General features: G+C 64.7%; 22 protein-coding genes and 2 riboswitches. Of the genes, 12 read left to right on the top strand and 10 right to left on the bottom strand.

The window, feature by feature from the left end; genetic code table 11:
* Positions 1 to 10: 10 nt before the first annotated feature.
* The 10 genes from GQO94_RS01265 (at position 11) to GQO94_RS01220 (ending at position 10,008) form a co-directional block, all read left to right on the top strand.
* Complete coding sequence (locus GQO94_RS01265) at positions 11 to 295, top strand: NAD(P) transhydrogenase subunit alpha (RefSeq protein ID WP_156839327.1); 285 nt, start codon at positions 11 to 13, stop codon at positions 293 to 295.
* 23 nt (positions 296 to 318) lie between these two features.
* Positions 319 to 1,818 (top strand): NAD(P)(+) transhydrogenase (Re/Si-specific) subunit beta, encoded by a 1,500-nt coding sequence (locus GQO94_RS01260; protein ID WP_156839489.1) that lies wholly within the window; start codon positions 319 to 321, stop codon positions 1,816 to 1,818.
* The gene (locus GQO94_RS01255) at positions 1,818 to 2,132 is read left to right on the top strand and encodes a hypothetical protein (protein ID WP_232332708.1); all 315 of its coding nucleotides are present in this window, start codon (positions 1,818 to 1,820) and stop codon (positions 2,130 to 2,132) included. Before GQO94_RS01260 ends, GQO94_RS01255 begins: the two co-directional genes overlap by 1 nt.
* 34 nt (positions 2,133 to 2,166) lie before the next feature.
* Entirely contained in the window at positions 2,167 to 2,862 is a 696-nt protein-coding gene (locus GQO94_RS01250) for an aspartate/glutamate racemase family protein (RefSeq protein WP_156839326.1), read from the top strand.
* Position 2,863: 1 nt separating this feature from the next.
* Complete coding sequence (locus tag GQO94_RS01245) at positions 2,864 to 4,024, top strand: deoxyguanosinetriphosphate triphosphohydrolase (RefSeq protein ID WP_156839325.1); 1,161 nt, start codon at positions 2,864 to 2,866, stop codon at positions 4,022 to 4,024.
* Between the two features lie 136 nt (positions 4,025 to 4,160).
* Positions 4,161 to 4,266, top strand: a riboswitch (glycine riboswitch).
* A 1-nt stretch (position 4,267) separates the two neighbouring features.
* A riboswitch (glycine riboswitch) is annotated at positions 4,268 to 4,376 on the top strand.
* A 34-nt stretch (positions 4,377 to 4,410) separates the two neighbouring features.
* The gene (gene gcvT / locus GQO94_RS01240) at positions 4,411 to 5,580 is read left to right on the top strand and encodes a glycine cleavage system aminomethyltransferase GcvT (RefSeq protein WP_156839324.1); all 1,170 of its coding nucleotides are present in this window, start codon (positions 4,411 to 4,413) and stop codon (positions 5,578 to 5,580) included.
* 10 nt (positions 5,581 to 5,590) lie between these two features.
* The gene (gcvH, locus tag GQO94_RS01235) at positions 5,591 to 5,962 is read left to right on the top strand and encodes a glycine cleavage system protein GcvH (protein WP_156839323.1); all 372 of its coding nucleotides are present in this window, start codon (positions 5,591 to 5,593) and stop codon (positions 5,960 to 5,962) included.
* Between the two features lie 4 nt (positions 5,963 to 5,966).
* Positions 5,967 to 7,325, top strand: a complete 1,359-nt coding sequence (gcvPA, locus tag GQO94_RS01230) for an aminomethyl-transferring glycine dehydrogenase subunit GcvPA (RefSeq protein WP_156839322.1) — start codon at positions 5,967 to 5,969, stop codon at positions 7,323 to 7,325.
* Positions 7,322 to 8,890 (top strand): aminomethyl-transferring glycine dehydrogenase subunit GcvPB, encoded by a 1,569-nt coding sequence (gene gcvPB, locus GQO94_RS01225; RefSeq protein ID WP_156839321.1) that lies wholly within the window; start codon positions 7,322 to 7,324, stop codon positions 8,888 to 8,890. The genes gcvPA and gcvPB overlap by 4 nt, the downstream gene beginning before the upstream one ends.
* Before the next feature lie 77 nt (positions 8,891 to 8,967).
* On the top strand, positions 8,968 to 10,008 hold the full coding sequence (locus GQO94_RS01220) for a bile acid:sodium symporter family protein (RefSeq protein ID WP_156839320.1): 1,041 nt from the start codon (positions 8,968 to 8,970) through the stop codon (positions 10,006 to 10,008).
* Between the two features lie 42 nt (positions 10,009 to 10,050).
* On the opposite strand, the gene GQO94_RS21195 is transcribed toward GQO94_RS01220, so the two are convergent.
* Together GQO94_RS21195 and GQO94_RS01215 are read right to left on the bottom strand one after the other, a co-directional pair.
* On the bottom strand, positions 10,051 to 10,179 hold the full coding sequence (locus tag GQO94_RS21195; protein ID WP_269748709.1) for a hypothetical protein: 129 nt from the start codon (positions 10,177 to 10,179) through the stop codon (positions 10,051 to 10,053).
* Positions 10,180 to 10,242: 63 nt separating this feature from the next.
* Positions 10,243 to 11,160 carry a DMT family transporter gene (locus GQO94_RS01215; protein WP_232332707.1) on the bottom strand — a complete coding sequence of 306 codons (918 nt, stop codon included), beginning with the start codon at positions 11,158 to 11,160 and terminating at the stop codon, positions 10,243 to 10,245.
* 43 nt (positions 11,161 to 11,203) lie between these two features.
* Between GQO94_RS01215 and GQO94_RS01210 the strand changes: the two genes are divergently transcribed.
* Complete coding sequence (locus GQO94_RS01210; protein ID WP_156839319.1) at positions 11,204 to 11,416, top strand: hypothetical protein; 213 nt, start codon at positions 11,204 to 11,206, stop codon at positions 11,414 to 11,416.
* Positions 11,417 to 11,474: 58 nt separating this feature from the next.
* On the opposite strand, the gene GQO94_RS01205 is transcribed toward GQO94_RS01210, so the two are convergent.
* Positions 11,475 to 13,007, bottom strand: coding sequence for a CpaF family protein (locus tag GQO94_RS01205; protein ID WP_156839318.1), 1,533 nt, complete (start codon positions 13,005 to 13,007; stop codon positions 11,475 to 11,477).
* Positions 13,008 to 13,123: 116 nt separating this feature from the next.
* On the opposite strand from GQO94_RS01205, the gene GQO94_RS01200 reads away from it, so the two are divergent.
* Positions 13,124 to 13,411, top strand: coding sequence for an HNH endonuclease (locus tag GQO94_RS01200; RefSeq protein ID WP_156839317.1), 288 nt, complete (start codon positions 13,124 to 13,126; stop codon positions 13,409 to 13,411).
* 83 nt (positions 13,412 to 13,494) lie between these two features.
* On the opposite strand, the gene GQO94_RS01195 is transcribed toward GQO94_RS01200, so the two are convergent.
* From GQO94_RS01195 to GQO94_RS01165, 7 genes are all read right to left on the bottom strand, one after another.
* On the bottom strand, positions 13,495 to 13,752 hold the full coding sequence (locus GQO94_RS01195) for an ATP synthase F1 subunit epsilon (protein ID WP_156839316.1): 258 nt from the start codon (positions 13,750 to 13,752) through the stop codon (positions 13,495 to 13,497).
* Between the two features lie 5 nt (positions 13,753 to 13,757).
* A complete protein-coding gene (gene atpD, locus GQO94_RS01190) occupies positions 13,758 to 15,215 on the bottom strand; it encodes a F0F1 ATP synthase subunit beta (RefSeq protein WP_156839315.1) in 1,458 nt (485 codons plus the stop codon).
* 18 nt (positions 15,216 to 15,233) lie between these two features.
* Positions 15,234 to 16,106 carry a F0F1 ATP synthase subunit gamma gene (locus tag GQO94_RS01185; RefSeq protein WP_156839314.1) on the bottom strand — a complete coding sequence of 291 codons (873 nt, stop codon included), beginning with the start codon at positions 16,104 to 16,106 and terminating at the stop codon, positions 15,234 to 15,236.
* Between the two features lie 2 nt (positions 16,107 to 16,108).
* Complete coding sequence (locus GQO94_RS20730) at positions 16,109 to 16,402, bottom strand: putative quinol monooxygenase (RefSeq protein WP_269748708.1); 294 nt, start codon at positions 16,400 to 16,402, stop codon at positions 16,109 to 16,111.
* Positions 16,403 to 16,406: 4 nt separating this feature from the next.
* The gene (atpA, locus tag GQO94_RS01175; protein WP_156839312.1) at positions 16,407 to 17,936 is read right to left on the bottom strand and encodes a F0F1 ATP synthase subunit alpha; all 1,530 of its coding nucleotides are present in this window, start codon (positions 17,934 to 17,936) and stop codon (positions 16,407 to 16,409) included.
* Between the two features lie 33 nt (positions 17,937 to 17,969).
* On the bottom strand, positions 17,970 to 18,524 hold the full coding sequence (locus GQO94_RS01170; protein ID WP_156839311.1) for a F0F1 ATP synthase subunit delta: 555 nt from the start codon (positions 18,522 to 18,524) through the stop codon (positions 17,970 to 17,972).
* A 175-nt stretch (positions 18,525 to 18,699) separates the two neighbouring features.
* On the bottom strand, positions 18,700 to 20,232 hold the full coding sequence (locus GQO94_RS01165; protein ID WP_198045736.1) for a S1C family serine protease: 1,533 nt from the start codon (positions 20,230 to 20,232) through the stop codon (positions 18,700 to 18,702).
* Positions 20,233 to 20,297 lie beyond the last annotated feature (65 nt).

Genomic DNA, 20,297 nt, shown 5'->3' with positions numbered 1-20,297 from the left:
TCAGGATTTCATGAACTTCATCGCAATCCTTTCGATCTTCGTGATGGCCTGCTTCGTGGGCTATTACGTCGTTTGGTCGGTCACGCCGGCGCTGCACACTCCGCTGATGGCGGTGACCAACGCGATCTCCTCAGTGATCATCGTCGGTGCCCTGATCGCCGCGGCGGCGAGCGAAAGCCCGACGGCGCGCTGGCTCGGCCTGGTGGGTATCGTGCTCGCCAGTATCAACATCTTCGGCGGCTTCGCCGTCACCGAGCGCATGCTCGCGATGTACAAGAAGAAGGAGCGCAAATAGTGGCGCTCCTCGCCCCCGAGACCATGCCCGAGCCGGCGCTCGCGGTTCCAGTGATCCACGAGGTCAACCCATGGGTGGCGCTGGCCTATCTGGTTGCCGGCGTGTTCTTCATCCTGGCGTTGCGGGGCTTGTCCTCGCCTTCGACATCGCGCCAGGGCAACCGCTTCGGCATGGCCGGTATGGCGATTGCGGTGTTCACCACGATGCTGCTCAAGGCGCCGGTACCGGAAGGCCAGTTCCTGCCCGAACCGACCGCCGCTGACCTGGCGACGCTGGTTCAGATCCTGATCGCGATCGCGATCGGCGGCGGCATCGGCTTCGTGGTCGCGCGCCGCATCCAGATGACGGCGATGCCGCAGCTGGTCGCCGCATTTCACAGCCTCGTCGGCCTTGCCGCAGTACTGGTGGGACTCGCCGCCTGGCTCAATCCGGGTGCGTTCGACATTGTCGATACCGCCGGTCAGATCCTGGTCACCAGCCGGATCGAGATGGCGCTGGGCATCGCGATCGGCGCGATCACCTTTTCCGGTTCGGTCATCGCCTTCCTCAAGCTCAACGGCAGCATGTCGGGCTCGCCGATCATGCTCCCGGGACGTCACGTCATCAATCTCGGCGTGCTGGCCGCGATCATCGTTCTGGTCGCGGCTTATGCGCTGAGCGGTGCGGGCGGGCCGGGCGAGGGGCTGCTGATCGTCTGGATCACGCTGCTCGCCTTCATTATCGGCTTCCTGCTGATCATCCCGATCGGCGGGGCGGACATGCCGGTCGTGGTCTCGATGCTCAACTCGTACTCGGGCTGGGCCGCGGCGGCGATGGGCTTCACGCTGCACAACACCGCGATGATCATCACCGGCGCGCTCGTCGGCGCATCGGGTGCGATCCTGTCGTACATCATGTGCCGGGCGATGAATCGCTCGTTCATCTCGGTGATCGCCGGCGGCTTCGGTGCCGATGCGGGCGACGCGGGTCCCGGCGTCGCCAAGACCGACCGTCCCTGGAAGCGCGGTTCGGCCGAGGATGCGGCATATCTGATGAAGGAAGCCGAAACGGTCATCATCATCCCGGGCTACGGCATGGCGGTGGCGCAGGCCCAGCACGTGCTGCGCGAGATGGGCGATCAGCTCAAGGAGCACGGCGTCAGCGTCAAATACGCGATCCATCCGGTCGCGGGGCGCATGCCGGGGCACATGAACGTGCTCCTCGCCGAAGCGAACGTGCCTTATGACGAGGTCTTCGAGCTCGAGGACATCAACTCGGAATTCGCGCAGGCCGACGTCGCGTTCATCATCGGCGCCAACGACGTCGTCAATCCTGCCGCGAAGACCGACAAGTCCTCGCCGATCTACGGGATGCCTGTGTTCGACGTGGACAAGGCCAAGCAGGTCTTCTTCATCAAGCGCTCGATGGGCGGTGTGGGCTATGCCGGCGTCGACAACGATGTCTTCTACATGGACCAGACGATGATGCTGCTGTCCGATGCCAAGAAGATGGTCGAGGAAATCAACAAGGCGCTGGCTGACTGATGCGGCCCAGCAGGGCGCTGGTGCCGCTGCTTCTGGCGGCGGCGGCCCTGTCGGGCTGCATTTCCGCAATCGCCGAAAGCCGAGTGCGCGGCGCGCTGGTCGAAGCCGGCTTGTCGGATCGTCATGCCGATTGCATGGCCGGGCGGATGGTCGATCGGCTGTCGATCGGCCAGCTGCGCAAGCTGGAGGCGCTTCGGGGCGAACGGCGAACACTGGCGGACTACCTCGTCATCGTCCGGAAAATCGGCGATCCCGAGCTTATCGGGGTAACCGCCAGTTCGGCCGCCTTGTGCGGTAGTGGCCTCGTCCGCTAGGCGGTTTCAGACAACCCACGAGGAGAAGCGGATCTTGCGCAAGATCGGCCTTATCGGCGGCCTGAGCTGGTATTCGACCCGAACCTATTACGAGCACATCCAGCGCGGCATTCAGGCCCGCGCGGGGCTGACGGCGAGTGCGCCCTTGCTGATCGAGAGCCTCGATGCCTCGAGTCTGATGCGGCTTTCCAGCGCGCAGGACTGGGAGCGCGCGGCGGCGACATTGTCGGACAGTGCCAAACGTCTCGAGGACGGGGGCGCGACCGCGATCCTGATCGGCGCCAATTCGATGCACAAAGTGTACGACCAGGTCGCCGACGCGGTTTCGGTGCCAATGCTGCACATCGCGGAATGCGTGGCCGATGCGATGGTCGCGCAGGAAATGCAGCATGCGGCGCTGATCGGCACACGCAACGTCATGCTCGATACGTTCTATCGTCAAAAGCTGATCGCGCGCGACATCGAACTGCTGCCGCCCAACCTCGCGCGGGTCGAGACGCTCGACCGGATCATTTACGAGGAGCTCATGTTCGGCAAGGCGACCCGCCAGTCCGAGCGCGAGTTGCGATCGATCATCACCGTGCTCCAGCAGGAGGGCGCCAAGGCCGTCGTGTTGGGGTGCACGGAGCTCGAAATGATCGTCGATGTCGATGCCAACGTCTTGCCGATCTTCGATTGCACGCGCATCCATGCCGATGCCGCGGTCGACTGGATTCTGGGGGCCGACTGACTTGCCACTTGTCCCCTACGCCTCGGACCCAGCGCGCTCGCGCGGCCGCGAATTCGCGATCGAGAATACTTTCGCGCGCGGACCGCGCACGGCTTATCAGCGCGACCGCGATCGCATCATCCATTCGATCGCCTTCCGCCGGCTGCGCTACAAGACTCAGGTCTTCGTCGCGCCCGACGGCGACCATTACCGCGTCCGCTTGACCCACAGCCTCGAAGTCGCGCAAATCGCGCGGGTTATTGCGCGCGTCCTCGGGCTGGATGAAGACCTGACCGAAGCGTTGGCGCTGGCGCATGACATCGGCCACGCGCCGTTCGGCCACGCGGGCGAGGACGCGCTGAATGCCGCGCTCACCGGCCGCGGCGGGTTCGATCACAACGCCCATGCGCTACGCGTGCTCATGCGTTTCGAATCGCCGTATTGCGAGCATGACGGGCTCAACCTCACCTGGGAAACGCTGGAAGGCCTGGCCAAGCACAATGGCCCCGTCGCCGAGCCGAACTGGTCGCTGGGCGAACTGAACACCGAATTTCCACTGGAGCTCGGGACGTGGCCTTCGCTCGAAGCGCAAGTGGCGTCGCTTTCGGACGACATCGCTTACGACAACCACGACATCGACGATGGCTTGCGCGCCGGCATCCTCGATCTGGACGAAGTGCTCGCGCACCCCTTCGTCGCGGATCACTGGGCCGAAGTCGAAGCGCGTTATCCCGATGCCCCGCTCGATCGCCAGCTTGCCGAACTCGTCCGCAGCCAGATCGGCCACATGGTCAATGACTTGCTGGCCGAAACTCGGGTCCGTCTTAAGGGCATCGCGTCGGTGGACGAAGTTCGCGCTGCCGGGCGTGCGACGGTGGCATTTTCGCCCGCGCTCGAATCGTCGGAACGTCAGTTCAAGCGCTTCATGTACGAGAAGCTCTACCACCACCCGTTGCAGCTGGAGACGGCCCGACGCGCCCGCGCGCTGGTGGCGGAGCTCTATTCGGCTTACTCCCAAGAGCCAGTGCTGATGGACGAGGAATGGATCGGCACGATGCCGCGCCACGAGCCCGATCGTTCGCGGCACATCGCCGGCTACATCGCCGGGATGACTGACCGGTTCGCCATCAATTGTCACGAACAGATCTACGGCGTCTCGCACGAAGATCTGGGTCATGTCTGAACCGATCCCTGCTTCGTTCTTGCGGTGACGATGCAGACCGTCCGGAGCATTTGGGTCGTCGGCGCGACTGTACCAAGGGCCATGCTGCGCCGCAGCAGTTGACTTGGGTTTGAGGCTCGCCCATCGTTAAACGATCGCTGACAGCGCGGGAGAGACTTTCCGATTCGGTGCAAGCCGAGGCGGAAGGCGCCGAAGGAGCAACCGCCCCGGAATCTCTCAGGCAGAAGGACCGCGCACCGTCTATAGCGACACTCTGGAAAGTGTCCTGCCGCAAGGCCGGGCCGCCGACGGTGTAACCCGCGCGGGCAACCGCTGGGGAAAGCTCTCAGGCTTCCGTGACAGAGGGGGCACCTGACTGGTGTGCCAATCCTGTGCGGAGCCGTGCCTTGAGTGAATCGCTTTCGAACGACAACGGTTTCAGCGAAGAGCCGCAGGAGCCTGCGCTGCTGCCGCTCGATGCATGGCACCGCGCCCGCGGCGCTCGCATGGTCGAATTCGCCGGCTACATGATGCCCGTTCAATATACCGGGGAGGGCGGCGGGATCATCGCCGAGCACTTGTGGACGCGCGAGCAGGCCGGCCTGTTCGATGTCAGCCACATGGGCCAGCTCGAATTTTCGGGCGAGGGCGTGGCAGCGGCGCTCGAAACGCTGCTCCCCGGCGAGATCTCGGCGCTCAAACCCGGCCGCCAGCGCTATTCGCTTCTGCTCGATGACAACGGCGGCATCCTCGACGATCTGATGATCGCGAACCGGGACGGCGACTACTACATGGTCGTGAACGGCGCGACCAAGTGGGACGATATCGGCCATTTGCGCGAGCATCTGCCCGACGAAATCACCATGAACCATCTCGACGAGCACGCGCTGCTGGCGCTGCAAGGCCCGAAGGCGGCGGAGGCTTTCGCGCGGCTCGACGTGCGACCTGAGTCTTCCGACACCCCTGCCTTGCTCGATCTCAAGTTCATGCAGGCTGGCGCCTATCTCTGGAACGATAAGCCGCTGGGCATCAGCCGCTCCGGCTACACTGGCGAGGACGGCTTCGAGATTTCGGTCCGCAGCGAGGACGTCGTCGCGTTGGCCGATGCACTCGCGGCGCTGCCCGAAGTCCGCCCGATCGGCCTCGGCGCTCGCGATTCGCTGCGGCTCGAGGCGGGGCTGCCGCTGTACGGACACGAGCTTTCGCCCGAGACGGACCCGGTCGCCGCCGACCTCGGCTTCGCGATTTCGAAGCGGCGGCGCGCCGAAGGTGGCTTCATGGGGGCCGACAAAGTCCTGGCGCTGCTGGCGGAAGGTGCGCCGCGCAAGCGGGTCGGCCTCGCGCTCGAAGGCCGCATGGCCGCGCGCGAAGGTGCCACCGTCCATCTCGGCGCCCGGATGATCGGCACGGTCACGTCCGGCGGCTTCTCGCCGAGCCTGCAGCACCCGATCGCCATGGCGTACGTCGATGCCGACCTTGCCACGGACGGCACCGCGCTGGAAATCGAGATGCGCGGCAAACGCCTGCCCGCCCGCGTCGTGTCCATGCCCTTTGTCCCCCACCGCTACTATCGTTGAGGAGCCAGCCATGCCCCGCTACTTTACCGAGGACCACGAATGGATCGACGTCGAAGGTGACGTCGGAACCGTCGGCATTACCGATTATGCGCAGAGCCAGCTTGGCGATATCACTTACGTCGAACTTCCCAGCGAGGGCACCGACGTCACCAAGGGAGACTCCGTTTCCGTGGTGGATTCGGTCAAGGCGGCATCCGACGTCTACACCCCCGTCAGTGGCAGTGTGACCGCCGCCAACGCCGCGCTCGCGGACGAGCCCGAACTGGTCAATACCGATGCGGAAGAGACGGGCTGGCTGTACCGCATCGCGATTTCGGACAGCTCCGAGCTCGAACCGCTGATGGATCGCAAGGCTTACGACGCCTACGTCGCGGGGCTCTGACCGGATGCGTTACCTGCCCCTGACCGACCCCGACCGGACCGCGATGCTGGATGTCATCGGGGTCGGCTCGGTCGACGATCTCTTCGTCGACGTTCCCGAGGAGGCGCGGCTTTCCGGCCCGATCGAGGGCTTGCCGATGCACGCCAGCGAGATGGCGGTCGAACGGCACATGGCGCGGCTCGCGGCCAAGAACCTCAGCGCGGGAAACGCGCCGTTCTTCCTGGGGGCAGGGGCCTATCGGCACCATATCCCTGCCAGCGTCGACCATCTGATTCAGCGCGGCGAATTCCTTACCGCCTATACGCCCTATCAGCCGGAAATCGCGCAAGGCACGCTGCAAGTGCTGTTCGAGTTCCAGACGCAAGTCGCGCGGTTGTTCGGCACCGATGTCGCCAATGCGTCGATGTACGATGGATCGACCGCGTGCTGGGAAGCGATCGTCATGGCGGGCCGGATCACGCGCAAGCGTCGCGTCGTGCTCTCCGACGGTCTGCACCCGCACTACGCCGAAGTCGTGCGCACGATGGCGAAGTTCACGCGCGACGAGATCGCCTCCTCGGCGCCGAAGCTTGAGGCGACGACCGACGACGCGGCCATCTGCGATGCGATCGACGATGCGACCTCATGCGTCGTCGTCCAGTATCCCGATTTCCTCGGCCGCATTCCGGATCTCGCCGCGATCGCCGAAGCGGCGCACGCGAAGGGCGCGTTGCTGGTCGCGGTCGTGACCGAACCGGTGGCGCTGGGATTGATCGAGGCGCCGGGGCATCTGGGCGCCGATATCGTCGTCGGCGAAGGGCAGTCGCTCGGAGTCGGGCTGCAATTTGGTGGCCCCTATCTCGGCCTGTTCGCCTGCCGCGAGAAGTTCCTGCGGCAAATGCCCGGGCGCTTGTGCGGGCAGACCGTGGATGCCGAGGGCAAGCGAGGTTTCGTGCTCACGCTCTCGACTCGAGAGCAGCACATTCGCCGCGAGAAGGCGACAAGCAATATCTGCACGAATTCAGGTCTTTGTGCACTGGCCTTCAGTATTCACATGACGCTACTGGGCGGCGAAGGCCTGGCCCGCATGGCGAAGATCAGTCATGCCCGAACGCAGCAGCTGGTTGCAGCTCTGGCGGACGTGCCCGGGGTGGAAGTGGTGAACGAGAGCTACTTCAACGAAGTCGCGCTGCGGCTGCCGAGCGATACCCGCGAGATCTTGCGCAAGCTCGCCGATCGCGGCGTGCTGGGCGGCGTGTCGCTCGGCCGGCTCTATCCCGGCGAGAGCGAGCTCGCGAACGGCATGCTCGTCGCCGCTACTGAAACCACCACCGAGGAAGACATCGCCACGTTCGCGCGCGAACTGGCTGGAGTGCTGGCATGAACGTCGTCAACGCAAGCGGATGGAAGCCGAGCATGGGCGAGGGCGGCACTTCGGGCGACGCCGTGACCGCCAGCGGCGATCGCGGGTTGATGCTAGAGGAACCGCTGATCTTCGAACTGGCGGGCGAACCCACGACGGGCGTCGATTTCGAGCATTGCGAGCTTGAGCCGATCGCGGCGCTCGACAAGCATTTGCGCAAGGCGCCGCTGGCGCTTCCCGGCCTCTCCGAGGGCGAAACCGTGCGTCACTACACGCGCCTTTCGCGGCAGAATTACGCGATCGATCTCGGGCCGTTCCCGCTCGGCTCTTGCACGATGAAGCACAACCCGCGCCTCAACGAGAAGGTCGCGCGTCTTCCCGGTTTTGCCGATCTGCACCCGCTGCAGCCCGGCGATACGATTCGCGGCGCGCTCGAAGTGATCAACGAACTGGCCTTCTGGCTGATAGACCTTACCGGCATGAGTGGCGTGGCGATGAGCCCCAAGGCCGGCGCGCATGGCGAACTGTGCGGCGTGCTGTGCATCCGCGCCGCCCTCGAAGCCAAGGGCGATGCGCGCGAAGTGCTGCTGGTGCCCGAAAGCGCGCACGGCACCAATCCCGCGACGGCGGCCTTCGCGGGCTATCGGGTGGAAAACATTCCCGCGACCGCCGAGGGTCGGGTGGATCTCGATGCGCTGAAGGCGCGGCTCGGTCCGGACGTCGCGGGGGTGATGATCACCAACCCCAACACTTGCGGCCTGTTCGAGCGCGACATGAAGGCGATCTCGGACGCGGTCCACGCGGCGGGCGGCTACGTCTATTGCGACGGCGCGAACTTCAACGCGATCGTCGGCAAAGTGCGCCCGGGCGACCTCGGCGTCGATGCGATGCACATCAATCTGCACAAGACCTTCTCCACTCCGCATGGCGGCGGCGGACCCGGTTCCGGGCCGGTCGTGCTCAGCGAGGCGCTGTGCCCTTATGGTCCGCTGCCGTTCACGGCCAAGACCGCGGATGGCATCGTCCATCTCGTCGAAGAGGACAACGCCGCCGAGTTCGACCACAAGCAGGCGTTCGGCCGGATGGTGGCGTTCCACGGGCAGATGGGCATGTTTACGCGCGCGCTGGCCTACATTCTCAGCCACGGGGCGGATGGCCTGCGACAAGTCGCAGAGGATGCAGTGCTCAACGCGAACTACATTCTGCGTTCCTGCGAGGATCTGCTCGATGCGCCGTTCGGCCAAAGCGGCCCCTGCATGCATGAAGCGCTGTTCAGCGATGCCAGCCTCGCCGAGCATTTCTCCACGCTCGACATCGCCAAGGGTCTGATCGACGAGGGTTTTCACCCGATGACGGTCTATTTCCCGCTGGTCGTGCGAGGCGCGATGCTGGTCGAGCCGACCGAAACCGAAAGCAAGAAGGGGCTCGATCGCTTCATCGCTTCGTTGCGTCACGTCGCGCAGCGGGCTCGGGACGGCGACGAGGCGCTGCACGACGCGCCGCATTTCGCGCCGCGCCGCCGGCTCGATGAGACGCAGGCCGCGCGCAAGCCGGTGCTGACCTGGAAACCGGCCGCCGAAGACTGATCGCGGCGGGCTCGGCGGATTGCCGCCACTCCGCCAGCCTGCCATAGCGCTGCGCGACCGCGGGGGAGGGGACGGCGATGATCGAGCGTGCGACACGGCTGTTCGCCTTGTGGACAGTGCTCGGCGCCTTGTGGGCTTGGTTGCTGCCGGAGCACTTCGCGTGGGTCGCCGACGGCAGCGTTCGACCATTCGGCCAACCGCTGATCAGCGTGCTGCTCGGGATCGTCATGCTGGGCATGGGGATCACGCTGGAGGTCGACGATTTCAAGCGGATCGGGCGTATGCCGCGTTGCGTGGCCGCCGGCGTCGCGCTCCAATTCACCGTCATGCCGCTGGCCGGGATGGCGATGGCCTGGCTATTCGGCCTCGAGCCCGGACTTGCGGTCGGCCTGATCCTCGTCGCTTGCTGCCCGGGCGGAACCGCGTCCAACGTGGTCGCTTATCTCGCGCGGGCGAATGTCGCGCTGTCGGTGACGATGACGATGGCATCGACGGTCGTCGCGATCGTACTCACGCCGGTGCTCGCCGGTTGGCTCGCGGGCGTCTACGTCTCGATCGATCGGTGGAACCTGTTTCGCGAAATGGTTGCGGTCGTGCTGCTTCCGGTGTTCAGCGGCGTGCTGATGGCGCGCTATTTGCCGAACGCGTCGCGAGCGATCGCGCGGGTTTCGCCACTGGTATCGGTGTTTGCCGTGGTCCTGATCGTCTCGGGCATTATCGCGCGGTCGAAGCCGCTGATCGCGGCGCATGCAGGGGTGCTCGTCGCGGCCGTCGTCTGTTTGCATATTCTGGGGTTCGGACTGGGCTGGGTGGTGACGCGGATGCTCGGGTTCGACCGATCGGCGCAACGAACGATCTCGATCGAAGTCGGCATGCAGAACAGTGGACTGGGCGCCAGTCTCGCTTCATCCCCTGCGTTTCGCTCGCAATTTTCGATGCCGGCGCAAGCCGCGCTCGCGCCGGTTCCTGCTGCCTTCTCGGCGGTCACGCATGTGGTGCTGGGGAGTATCCTGGCATCGGTGTGGGCGCGTGCTGCCGCGCGTGAGCAGGTCGGGTCAGCGGAGAGCCGCACGACAACAACCCCGCCCTCGCGGCAAGCGGGGGCGGGGATGCATTGAATTTCGAGGATCAAAGGCAGCGTCTGAAGCGCTGCCCGATGGTTACATTTCCTTGTCGACTTCGTTCGCAGCCGACTCAAGATCTGCACCGGCACCGCGTACAGTGTTGCACGCCGAGGCACTCAGAGCGATGCTGCCGGCCACGAGCGCCAAAACGACTTTCTTGATCATAGTCTATCTCCGCTGCGCCCGCTTGGTGAGGCTTGGGCGCTGATCGGTTAAACCCGTAAAGGTCTAAGCGGTTCCCGACGACGCGCCTTGCGAAGTGACCGGCGCAACGGCTTTGGCGAGGCGATGCTCGCGCCAGGTGATGATGAGCCCTGCCGCGATGATCGCAGGCGCACCGAGCCAGGTCGCGATGCCGGGAAGGAGATCCCAGATCAGCCAGCCGTATAATGTCGCCCAGATCAGCGAGGTGTAATCCATTACCACGACCGTCGCGACTTGCCCGAACCGCAAGGCCGATGTCAGGAGGAGCTGCCCGAACGTGCCGCAAATGCCGATCAGAACCAGCAGAGCCCAATCGAAAGCCCCATGCGGGGTGTAATAGATCGGCAGCACGATGGCGCTCATGGCGGCGCCGAAGAAGGCGAACCAGAAAACGCATGTGATCGTCGCTTCCGTCTGAGCCAGATCGCGAATCTGGAAGCTGACGACCGCGACGAGAAAGCCGGCACCCAGTCCGGCAGCGACGCCCAGGGGCGCGACGACTTCGTGGCCGGGATTGGCGATGATCAGGACTCCCGCAAATCCGAGCAGAACCGCAGCCCAGCGCCAGGGTCCGACGCGATCCTTCAGGATCAGCGGAGTCAAAAGAACCGCGAACAGGGGAGCGGTGAAGCCAAAGGTCGTGGCTTCGGCCAGCGGCAGGAGCATGGCGGCCGAGACGTTGCAGAACAGCGCCATCATGCCGAAGATGGCCCGCTGCGCGTGGCTCGCCATGCGCCGAGTCCGCAGGATCGAAAGTCCGCCCCGCGCCCAGAGCCATGTGACGATGATCGGCAGAGACAAAGCCTGTCGCCAGAAAATCACTTCCAGCCCGGCAATGCCCCGATCGCCTGCCACCTTGATCAGCATGAACATGGTCGCGATCAGCGCCATCGCACAGACGCGCAGCCCGAGGGCTAGGATGGGACGTTCGGTCTGGGCCACGCGAGGGCTTTAAACGCAGGGCAACGCGGGGCAAGGGCGGGAAATGGAGCCGACGTTTTATCTGCTTGCCGTGCCGGGGGCGTTTTTTGCGATTCTCGCGCTGACTGCCTGGTTGGGGGACCGCCGCCGGGTGCGCCGCCGCGACCTCGAGCGAATCGGGTTCATGCCCTGGACGGGCCTGTTCTTCCTGTCGCTGGTCGCTGCGCTGATCCTGCTCGGACTGGCTGGCCGCGAGTGGATCGCGGCCGGGTTGTAGCTTGGGTCGATACCTGGTCGGCGGGAACCGGATTCACCACACGAAACGAACGTAAGGATCAGAGACAGGCTTCGAGGTACGCCTGATCGAAGCCGAACTGGCGCGCCTTTTCCAGCGTATAGGGGCGCAGACCCGAGGCGCGGAATTCGCCCAGGATCTTGCCGTCGTCCGTCTCGTCGAGATACTCGAACTTGAACAGCTCCTGGGTGACGATGACGTCGCCTTCCATGCCGATTACTTCGGTGATGTTGGTGGTGCGGCGCGAACCGTCGCGCAGGCGCTTGACCTGGACGATGAGATCGACCGATTCCGCGATCTGGCGGCTGATGGCCTCCTTGGGAATCTTGATGTCGCCCATCAGGATCATGTTTTCCATACGGCCCAGGCATTCGCGCGGACTGTTGGCGTGAAGCGTACACATCGAGCCGTCGTGGCCAGTGTTCATCGCGGCAAGCAGATCGAAGCACTCCGATCCGCGAATTTCGCCCAGGATGATCCGGTCCGGGCGCATACGCAGCGCGTTCTTGACGAGGTCACCGATGGTGATGGCGCCTTGGCCTTCCAAGTTCGGCGGACGGGTCTCGAGCGGCAGCCAGTGCGGCTGCTGCAAGCGCAGTTCGGCCGCGTCCTCGATGGTCAGCACGCGCTCGCCCGGATCGATCATCTTCGACAGCGCGTTGAGCATCGTCGTCTTGCCCGAACCGGTACCGCCCGAGATGACCACGTTCATCCGGCAGGCACCCGCGATCTTCAGCGCGGTCGCCATTTTCTCGCTCATCGAACCATAGTCCTTGAGCATGTCGATGGTGATCGGCTTTTCGGAGAACTTACGAATCGAGATCGCGGTGCCGCGCAAGCTCAGCGGCGGCACGATCACGTTGACGCGGCTGCCGTCCTTGAGGCGGGCGTCGGCCAGCGGAGTCGTTTGGTCGACGCGGCGGCCGACCTGATTGACGATGCGCTGCGCGATCTGGAACAAGTGCTGCTCGTCACGAAACTTGGTCGTAGCGAGAGTCAGCTTGCCCTTCTTTTCGACGTAAGTCTGATCGGGGCCGTTCACCATGATGTCGGAGACATCAGGATCGTTGAGCAATTCCTCCAGCGGACCGAAGCCGAGCAGCTCGTCGATCAGAACTTTCTCGAGCGCGAACTGCTCGCGCCGATTGAACGTGATCTTCAGTTCGGCCAGCACTTCGACGATGATCGGGCGGAATTCTTCCGACAACTCGTCCTTCGTCAGCGTCGCTGCAGCTTCCGGGTCGACCCGCTCGAGCAGGCGCGGCAGCACTTGCTCCTTGATCTTGTGGATCGAGGCTTCGAAGCCGTTCTGTTCAAACGTCTCGTGGACGGCGTTGGCGCGGTCGGCGAGCCGCGACATGGCGTCTTCACGCAAGTTCGGCGGAACGGACGTGCCCACATCGGCAGACGGCAGCGGCGGAAACTGATCGCCGCCGGGAACCGGGGCTCCTGCGGGAGGGGACGCTGCGCTCCGATCGGGACTGCCACCCTTGAGCGGCTTGGCTACACCGAACGCGGGCCGAGATCCCTGGCCCATGCCATTAGGCCCGCTGCGACGCCCGAATGCACTCATCTCTAGCTCATTCCCTTACGCGCGGTTCGGCGCCGCGCTGGTTCGATCCTGCGGATTTGCCAAATCATTAGGGTTGAAACTTTGATAACTCCCTAATGGTCTGCCAATATCTCGGCATGTCCGAGGCGCGTCCGATCGACTGTTGGCTGTGTGGCCGGGCACTCGGGCGCAAGGTCGAATGGCATCATCCGGTGCCCAAGAGCCGGGGCGGGCGCGAGACGGTTCCGCTGCACCCGATTTGCCACCGGACCCTGCATGCGACTTTCTCGAATGCCGAACTCGCGAAGATCGGCGACCAGCGCGCCGAGCTCGTCGCCAAGCTGGAGATCGGCCGGTTTCTGAAATGGATCGCGGGCAAGCCAGCCGACTTCCACGCACCCACGGCCAGACGGCGCGGGCCGTGATCCGAAACGTAGCCGCAACGAGAACGGGCGCCGCGAACCCTGTCGCGACGCCCGTTCTCGTCATGTGATCTGGTGGCGGCGGATCAGCCGGCGACATGCTCCGCCAGCACGGTGATCCCGGCATCGCCGACTTCGGCGAAACCGCCCTGGATCATGATCTCTTCGGGCGCTGCGTTCGCGCTCTTGTAGATCTTGAGCGCGCCGTCGCGAATGGTCGACATGAAGGGCGCATGACCCTCCAGCACGCCGAACTCGCCTTCGGTGCCGGGGACCACCACCATGTGGACATCCTCGGACCGCACGAGCTGCGCGGGCGTGACGAGTTCGAAGTGCAGAGCCATGGCGATCAGGCGTCCTCGGCCAGCTTCTTGGCTTTCTCGACCGCCTCGTCGATGCCGCCGACCATGTAGAAGGCGTTCTCGGGCAAGTGATCGTACTCGCCGTCGACCACTGCCTTGAACGACTTCACGGTGTCTTCGAGCTGGACGAACTTGCCAGGGATGTTGGTGAAGACCTCGGCGACGTGGAACGGCTGCGAGAGGAACTTCTGGATCTTGCGCGCACGGGCGACGGTCAGCTTATCCTCTTCGGACAGCTCGTCCATGCCGAGAATGGCGATGATGTCCTGCAGCGACTTGTACTTCTGCAGCGTCTCCTGGACCTTACGCGCGGTCTCGTAGTGCTCCTGGCCGACGACGCGCGGCTCGAGCACGCGCGAGGTGGAGTCGAGCGGGTCGACCGCCGGGTAGATGCCCAGCTCCGAGATGGCGCGGTTCAGCGTGGTCGTCGCGTCCAAGTGGGCAAACGAGGTTGCCGGGGCAGGGTCGGTCAAGTCGTCCGCGGGGACGTAGATCGCCTGGACCGAGGTGATCGAGCCCTTGTTGGTCGAGGTGATGCGCTCCTGCAGCTGGCCCATGTCGGTCGACAGGGTCGGCTGATAGCCCACGGCCGAAGGAATACGGCCGAGCAGGGCCGACACTTCGGCGCCCGCCTGGGTGAAGCGGAAGATGTTGTCGACGAAGAAGAGCACGTCCTGGCCTTCCTGGTCGCGGAAGTATTCGGCCATCGTCAGGCCCGAAAGCGCGACGCGGGCACGGGCACCCGGGGGCTCGTTCATCTGACCGAAGACGAGCGCCACTTTGGAGCCTTCCGAGGTCGCGTTGCCGTCGGCGTCCTTGGCGATAACGCCGGCGTCGAGGAATTCGTGGTAGAGGTCGTTACCCTCACGGGTGCGTTCACCCACGCCGGCGAAGACCGACACGCCGCCGTGGCCCTTGGCGATGTTGTTGATCAGCTCCTGGATGAGCACCGTCTTGCCGACGCCGGCGCCGCCGAACAGGCCGATCTTGCCGCCCTTGGCATAAGGCGCGAGCAAGTCGATGACCTTGATACCGGTGACGAGAATGGCGGCATCGGTCGACTGGTCGACGAACAGCGGAGCCTCGGCATGGATCGGCGCGGTCATCTCAGCGCCGACCGGACCACGTTCGTCGATCGGCTCGCCGATGACGTTGAGAATGCGGCCCAACGTTTTGGGGCCGACCGGAACCGAAATCTGCCGGCCGGTGCTGAACACCGATTGCCCGCGGGTGAGGCCGTCGGTGCCGTCCATGGCGATGCAGCGCACCGTGTTCTCGCCGAGGTGCTGGGCGACTTCGAGGACCAGCTTGTTACCGTTGTTGTCGGTCTCGAGCGCGGTCAGAATCGCCGGCAGCTCGCCTTCGAAAGTCACGTCAACGACGGCGCCGATGACCTGGCTGATGGTGCCGTTGGTGGTCTGGTTGAGCACGGGTGCGGTGGCCATTGTCTTTTCCTTGCCTTCTTAGAGCGCTTCGGCGCCCGCGATAATTTCGACGAGTTCGGTGGTGATCGCGGCCTGGCGGCTGCGGTTGTACTGAATGGTGAGCTTCTGGATCAGTTCGCCCGCGTTGCGCGTGGCGTTGTCCATGGCCGTCATCGAGGCGCCCTGTTCAGAAGCCGCGATCTCCAGCAGCGCACCGAAGATTTGCGTCTTCACATAGCGCGGCAGCAGCGCCTCGAGAATTTCCTCCTCGCCCGGCTCGTACTCGACGACCGCCCCGCTGTCGGCGGTGGCGGACTTGGGCGCCGGAACCGGAATCAGCTGCTGCGCCGTGGGATCCTGCACCAGGGCCGAGCGGAAGATCGGGTAGATGAGGTGGGCCACGTCGAACTTGCCCGCCTCGAACATCGAGACCAGTTCCTCGGCAATGTTCTCGGCTTCTTCGAAACCGGGATTGCGCACGACGCTGGTGTCGAACCCGCCGGTGATTTCCTTCGCGTAATCGCGCCGGATCGGGGCGCGGCCCTTCTTGCCCACCAGATAGAACTCGACCGACTTGCCGGCGGCAATCAACTCGCGCGCCTTGACCTTGGCCGCCTTGACGAGGTTGGCGTTGAGACCGCCGCACAGGCCTTTGTCGGTGTTCACGACCACCAGCAGGTGCCGCTCGTCGCTACCGGTTCCCGCGAGCAGGCGCGGCGCGCTGTCCCCGCTGACCTTGGTGGCGAGCGAGGCCATCACCGCGGCGAGACGCTCGGCGTAAGGCCGGCCCGCCTCGGCGGCGGCCTGCGCCTTGCGCAGCTTCGCCGCTGCGACCATCTGCTTGGCCTTGGTGATCTTCTGGGTCGACTTGACCGAGTTGATCCGACCTTTGAGTTCCTTGAGGCTTGCCACCGTTAGCCTTCCAATTCCTTGATTTCGACGATATCCGGTGCTGCTGCGAGCCAATCGCCCAGCTTTCCGTACAGCTCCTGCATGTAAGGATGGGCATTGTGCGCATCGAATGCCGACTTGCTAGCCCAGTGTTCCCAGATCAGCAAAGTGGCGGAACCGTCTGCAGGCACCGCAGGCTCGAACGATACGCACCCATCTTCGCAACGCGCCTTGCCGATGACCTCGCGGACAGCGCTGGACAAGGCGTCCATGCAGTCAGGCTTGCAAGTCAATCGTACGAAGACGCGATGCGACATGGTCTTACGCGAACTGCTTGGCGAAAGTATCGAGCGCGGCCTTCGCCTTGTTGGCGACTTCGCCCTCGAACTTCTGCGACGAGCGGATCTCGCCGAGCACATCGGCGTGTTCCGAACGCATGTAGCTGAGCATCTCGCCTTCGTAGCGGGTCACGTCGGTCACCGGGATCGCATCGAGATAACCGTTGGTGCCGGCGAAGATCGAGACGGTCTGCTCTTCGAACGGCAGCGGCGAGAACTGCGGCTGCTTGAGCAATTCGGTCAGCCGCGCGCCGCGGTTGAGCAGCTTCTGCGTCGAGGCGTCGAGGTCCGAACCGAACTGCGCGAAGGCGGCCATCTCGCGGTACTGCGCGAGTTCCAGCTTGATCGAGCCGGCGACCTTCTTCATCGCCTTGGTCTGGGCGGCACCGCCGACGCGGCTGACCGACAGACCGACGTTGATCGCCGGGCGGATGCCCTGGAAGAACAAGCCGGTCTCAAGGAAGATCTGGCCGTCGGTGATCGAGATGACGTTGGTCGGAATGTAGGCCGAGACGTCGCCCGCCTGCGTTTCGATGATCGGCAGCGCGGTCAGCGAACCGGCACCCATTTCGTCGTTCATCTTCGCCGCACGCTCGAGCAGGCGGCTGTGGAGGTAGAACACGTCACCGGGGTAGGCTTCGCGGCCCGGCGGGCGGCGCAGCAGCAGCGACATTTGACGATAGGCGACGGCCTGCTTGGAAAGATCGTCATACACGATCACGGCGTGCATGCCGTTGTCGCGGAAGAATTCTCCCATCGCGGCGCCGGTGTAAGGCGCAAGGTACTGCAGCGGCGCCGGCTCGGAAGCCGTGGCGGCAACGACGATGGAATATTCCATCGCGCCGTTTTCTTCGAGCTGACGCACGATCTGCGCGACAGTCGAACGCTTCTGGCCGACCGCGACGTAGATGCAGTACAGCTTCTTGCCTTCGTCGTCGCCCGCGTTGACTTCCTTCTGGTTGATGAAGGTATCGATCGCGACGGCGGTCTTGCCCGTCTGACGGTCACCGATGATCAGCTCGCGCTGGCCACGGCCGACGGGCACGAGCGCGTCGATCGCCTTGAGGCCGGTCTGCACGGGCTCGTGCACCGACTTACGCGGGATGATGCCGGGGGCCTTGCTTTCGACGCGGGCGCGCTTTTCGTAAGCGATCGGGCCCTTGCCGTCGATCGGATTGCCGAGCGCGTCGACGACGCGGCCGAGCAGGCCCTTGCCGACCGGCACGTCGACGATCGTGCCGGTGCGCTTGACGGTGTCGCCTTCCTTGATGTCCTGGTCCGACCCGAAGATCACGACGCCGACGTTGTCGGCTTCGAGGTTCAGCGCCATGCCCTGGATGCCGCCGTTGAACTCGACCATCTCACCGGCCTGAACCTTGTCGAGACCGTGGATGCGGGCGATGCCGTCGCCGACCGACAGCACGGTGCCGACTTCCGAGACCTGGGCCTCGGTGCCGAAGCTGGCGATCTGGTCCTTGATGACCTTGGAGATTTCTGCGGCGCGAATGTCCATGGGTTTGCCTTTCGTCGAAATCTTGTTGGGGCCTTAGCCCTTCATCGCCTGGGCGAGCGTGTTGAGACGGGTGCGGATCGAGCCATCGATGCGCTTCGATCCGATAGTGACGACAAGGCCGCCGAGCAGGTCGGGATCGACACTGGTGCGGACCTTGACGTTGCGGCCCTCGCGGGCCTCGAGCTTCTGGCGCAGCGCTTCGACCTGGCTGTCGGTCAGCGCATGCGCGGATGCGACTTCGGCGGTCGCTTCGCCGCGCTGGGCAGCGGCGATCGCGTGGAAGGCGCGAATGATTTCGGGCAGCGAGGACAGCCGCCGATTGCTGGCGAGGACGCCAAGAAAATTCTGCGTCAGCTGCGACAGTCCGAGCACCGGCGCGATCGCATCGGTCACCTTGCGAGCGTCCGTGCGACTGACTTGCGGATTGCGGATCAGCCGGGAGAATTCATCGCTCTCGCGGATCGCCTGCTCGACCTTGTCGAGATCGGCCTCGACGGCCGTGACCACGCCATTTTCGCTGGCGAGATCGAAAAGAGCCGAAGCGTAACGGCCCTGCAGACTGGCCTTGATACCGGCGGAATTCTCCACGCGTGTCCTATCCTTAGCATCGGGTGGGCTGGGGCACATGAAAGACCCGCGCAAAAGCGCAGGCCGGCCCGCAGACGGGGGGCGCATAGCGACGATTCTGTAGCGATGCAAGGCAGCCGCCGCAGGTTTCGCTCCACTGTGGGAAACGCGGTCATGCCAATTCATCGCGGAGAATTCATGGCGCGCGCGAACAGCGATAGACCAGCCGCTCGTTCGGCTGCTGCGGCAGGAGCGCGCGCAGAGCGTCCTGCAAGCTTCCCAGCTCGCGCGCCGCGCCGTCGCCGGCTTTGCAGGACGGAACCTCGTATTCGCCGCGCTTGGCGCGCAGCTTGTCCATGGTTTCGAGATCGAGCAGGAAGCGATCGGTTCGATACGTCGCCGTATCGGGATCGTAGGATGCGATGGTCACCGTCTGCTCCTCGTTCGGCACGAGAATACGCGACCACCCATCGGCGCCAAGACCGTACTGGCTGCGACCGTTGACACAACCAGACCCGGACCAGGTGAACGGCACGTCAGTGGTTGGGGATACCGTGATCCGGCTGCGGGCATTGTCCAGCACGCAGACCAGCGAACCGGTCAGCGGCGTGTCGGACTTGCGCGATGACTGCCGGCGTTCCTGCTGCTCGGCAACCGCGTCCCTGGCGCGCTCGGTCGCCTCTTTCATCTTCGGGCGCGAGAGCCAGGTGACCACCGCGAAGATCGCGATAGCAATCGCCAGCGCGATCGCGATCTTCACGTCGCGGCCGCGATCGTCCTGCTGGGCGAAGACGAAGGCGGCCGCGGCGCAGACGACCGCCAGGATCAGCGCCAGCCCCGCCAGCGCCATCGTGTTCTCGCGTTCGGACAGGATGTCCAATTGCGCATCGCGTTCGGCGACACGCAGTGCCTCGGTGCGACGCAGATCCTCCATCCGATCGCGTTCGCGCTGTGCAGCGTCGCGGCTCGCCTGCTCGCGGTCGAGATCGGCGATGGAGCGGCAGGGCGCGCCGGTGGTCATCGGCTTGACCTTGGCGGCCGTCAGGAAGCGCATCACTTCGCGGATCGAGACGGCGAAGAAGAATTCGGAATCCGCCTCTCCGGCGATCGTGCCGAAACTGTTGACGCCGATCGCGCGCCCGCAAGCATCGAGCAGCGGGCCGCCGCTGTTGCCCGCCCCGATCGGCGCGGTATGCAGCAGCGTCTCGAAGCCCTTGGCACTGCGGCCGGCGGATACCGTGCCTTGCGTCTTGACCGGGCTCATCGGCGAGATGATCTCCCAGGGATCGAGTCCCTGGGCGAAATCGACGCTGCCGGGGTAGCCCACTGCGAAGACTTGCGCGCCGTCGGCGATGCTACCGGTGAACAGGCTGATCGGCGGCAGCGATCCCTCGTCGATCTGGAGCAATGCCAGGTCGTTGCGCGGGGACACCGCGAGAACGCGGGTAAACGTGCCGCGCTGGCCCTGTGGCGGCACGACGCCGATGCGGATGGCCTCGCGGCCTTGCGCGGGCTGGACGACGTGCGCGTTGGTGAGGACGAGATTGCGAGCAATCGCCAGGCCGCTGCCGTAGCCGACCAGTTCGACTTCGTCGCCGTTCTCTTCGAGGAGCACGACGCGCACCGCACCACGCGCCGCGGCGTTGATGTCCGCCTGCTCGGCGTGCGACGGGCTCGCGATGGTAAGCGAAGCGATGACCGTGGCGAGGAACAGCAGGATACGCAGCAAGTCGTCGCTCTCCGAAAAGATTTGAGGGCCGCGGGGCGCCTTCGGGTTTGACCGCAAGCTTCGGG

The organism is Novosphingobium aquimarinum (assembly GCF_009746585.1).
Lineage (GTDB): Bacteria > Pseudomonadota > Alphaproteobacteria > Sphingomonadales > Sphingomonadaceae > Novosphingobium > Novosphingobium aquimarinum.
Note: the sequence above shows the minus strand (reverse complement) of the source record. Positions and strands in the feature narration are given on the sequence as shown.